General features: G+C 53.1%; 4 protein-coding genes. 2 read left to right on the top strand and 2 right to left on the bottom strand.

Translation table 11 applies throughout. From position 1 onward, the window contains the following. Nucleotides 1–109 precede the first annotated feature (109 nt). Nucleotides 110–439, top strand: coding sequence for a hypothetical protein (locus NNN71_RS24300; RefSeq protein ID WP_271459548.1), 330 nt, complete (start codon nucleotides 110–112; stop codon nucleotides 437–439). 45 nt (nucleotides 440–484) lie between these two features. On the opposite strand, the gene NNN71_RS24295 is transcribed toward NNN71_RS24300, so the two are convergent. After that, nucleotides 485–802 carry an RcnB family protein gene (locus NNN71_RS24295; protein WP_271459547.1) on the bottom strand — a complete coding sequence of 106 codons (318 nt, stop codon included), beginning with the start codon at nucleotides 800–802 and terminating at the stop codon, nucleotides 485–487. A 144-nt stretch (nucleotides 803–946) separates the two neighbouring features. Between NNN71_RS24295 and NNN71_RS24290 the strand changes: the two genes are divergently transcribed. Then, entirely contained in the window at nucleotides 947–1,846 is a 900-nt protein-coding gene (locus NNN71_RS24290) for a LysR family transcriptional regulator (RefSeq protein WP_163449363.1), read from the top strand. Here the strand turns inward: NNN71_RS24290 and NNN71_RS24285 are convergent. Continuing rightward, nucleotides 1,843–2,571 carry a GntR family transcriptional regulator gene (locus NNN71_RS24285; RefSeq protein ID WP_163449364.1) on the bottom strand — a complete coding sequence of 243 codons (729 nt, stop codon included), beginning with the start codon at nucleotides 2,569–2,571 and terminating at the stop codon, nucleotides 1,843–1,845. The genes NNN71_RS24290 and NNN71_RS24285 overlap by 4 nt on opposite strands. Between the last annotated feature and the right edge of the window lie 51 nt (nucleotides 2,572–2,622).

Genomic DNA, 2,622 nt, shown 5'->3' with positions numbered 1-2,622 from the left:
CTCTCTCAGGGTATGAGATGTTCAATTTCATCACCCTTTGCAAAATTTGAGCGTTAATCATCTCCTGTTATTTGTGGTAATTATTATTAATGCGGCAATGGAGAGTAAAATGAATAATGAAACGTTGATGATGAAGTTGCGTGAGCTGCTGGTATTGCTGATGCAGAGCCGCTCGCTGAGCGAGAAGTCCGCCGATGCGATACGCTACTGCCGCGAACAGATGGTTGAGAAAACGTTGCCGGTCAATATTTATGGTGAATATCGGGAGATAATTGAACATCTGAGCGAACTGGCTGAAGAGAATAATCATATTGCCCCGGATGATCTGTTACGCAGCGGCGGCGATTTACTATTAAGCATCCTGTTATTATATGAGCGTCTGGCGGGTGAGGTAGCAGTTAATCAATATTTGAATCAGAACGGCGTACATTATTTCTAGCCAATAAAACGGGCCAGCGGTGAAGCGATCGCCGCTGGCGGGTTATTAACGGTGATAGAAAATTTCACCGTCGTAAATCTTGCTGATTTTGCCGTCGGTATCACCGATCAGCACATAGTTCCCGCCCATGTACGTCCAGTGGGTGCCGGCATCCGGCGCGGGCAGATTACGCTGCTGCCACTGCTTGATATTGTACTCCGGCGTCAGGTACATCGCGGGAGCGTTATCGCCAATTTTGAATCGCGTGAAATCGGCGGTGAACTCTTTCAACTCATACTGCTTGATGCCGGTGGCCGGAGCCGCCCATGCCGCACCTGCCGTTGCCAACAGTACGCCCAGAAGCATCATTTTAGTTTTACGCATACTATCCCCACATTATCCTGGATATAAAATTGCAGCTCCGTATGATTCCTGATGCGCGGGCTGAATGGCAAGCGCTGCTTTCTTAAAAAGTGTAAGCAAACAGCGATGATGCGCGTTTTGAGGATTATTCTGTGAGGAGCCAACATGTTCAGGCTGGAAGATTTATCACTGTTCGTCCGCGCGGCGGCGCTCGGCAGTTTTAGCGAGGCAGCGCGAGAGGCTGGCATCCCGCCCGCGCAGGTTAGCTCGGCAATCAAGCGTCTGGAGACGGCGCTCAATATTCGCCTGTTTGCCCGCTCAACGCGTAGCTTACGGCTGACGGTGGAAGGAGAAACCTGGCTACCGTACGCTCTGCAAATGCTCGATGCGCTGCAAAACGGGCTACAGCAAATTAACACGCCCAATGATGAAGTCAGCGGCACGCTGCAAATTGCCGTACCGTCCGATCTCGGGCGTAATCTTCTGCTGAATGTTTTCCGTGAGTTCCGCACACGTCACCCGGCGCTGCGGCTACGGATTTTGTTTTCCGATCATCGCACCGATGTCTTTAAAGATCCAGTGGACGTGGCATTTCGCTACGGTGAAAACGACGATGCATCGTTCGTCTCGCTGCCCGTCGCGCCGGAGAATCGCCGGGTGCTGGTAGCGTCGCCAGACTGGATTGCCCGCCACGGCGAACCGCAGACGCTCGCCGACCTTGAACGCTGTAATGCACTAACCTACGTGCTGCGCGGACGTCCCTTTGACCGCTGGCCGCTCAGCCTCGACGGCGTAGAACACAGCGTGCAGGTTTCTGGCAATATCACCAGCGATGACGCTGAGGTGATCCGTCGTCTGGCAGTAGCCGGTGAGGGGATTGCGTTTAAATCGGGGCTGGATGTCAGCGACGATCTGCGAGAAGGGCGGCTCAAGGTGCTGCTGCCGAACTACCTGGGCGACAGAGTGCCGCTGAATATGATCTGCCCGCACCGCAAACAACTCTCTGCCGCGGTGCGGTTACTGTATGAGGCGGTGAAGGCGGAATGTGCGGCGAAGCAGCCTTAGCCGCCGTTGCGTTGGACGACCGAATTATAGTTAAAGCGCTGATAATGATAGCGGCTGGTACAGAACTCGAACGGCTGCCCGTCGCTAAGATAGGTGACCGAGCGGGTGACGCTCACCGGCTCGTTTGGCTGTAGCTCAAGCCACTCTTGCGCTTCATCATCGCTCGGCAGCGAAGAGAACTGGGTATGGCTGCTGGCGGGGATTTTACGTAATGTGGTTTCCACATACTGATAAATCGACCCCAGCGCATTTTCACGCGTGAACTCCGGCAGAATATGTACGGGAAGCCACGTGTCTTCAATGGAGAGCGGAAGATCATCGACGTAGCGAACGCGGCGAAAATGCCAGCAGAAGCGATCGTCCTGGATCGCCAACATTTCAGCCACCTCAGCTGAAGGGTTGGCAATTTCAAACAGCAGCAGATGACTTCTGACATTATGCCCCTGCGTCTGATTAATGGTGCTCACGCCCAGGATCGGCGAAACCAGGTTGCTCTCGGCGTGGGTATAGCGCGGGGTAGCCGTTTTGACCACGGTGCCAAGACCACGCTGACGGGTAATAAACCCCTCGTTGACCAGAATCTCCAGCGCGTTATTTAGCGTTATCTTGCTACAGCTAAACTCTTCACAAAGCTGATGACCGTAAGGGATCTTCTCCCCGGTCGCATAGACATTATTGACGATCCTTTCCCTGATTATATTCGCGATTTCAATATACCTACGCAATGTCCACCTCCTGGTTTATCCCGTCAGGGAGTATATCGCATACCTTAAAAT

This window comes from Kluyvera sp. Awk 3 (assembly GCF_028069715.1).
Taxonomy (GTDB): Bacteria; Pseudomonadota; Gammaproteobacteria; order Enterobacterales; family Enterobacteriaceae; genus Kluyvera; species Kluyvera georgiana_A.
This window is presented reverse-complemented; position numbering and strand designations above follow the sequence as displayed.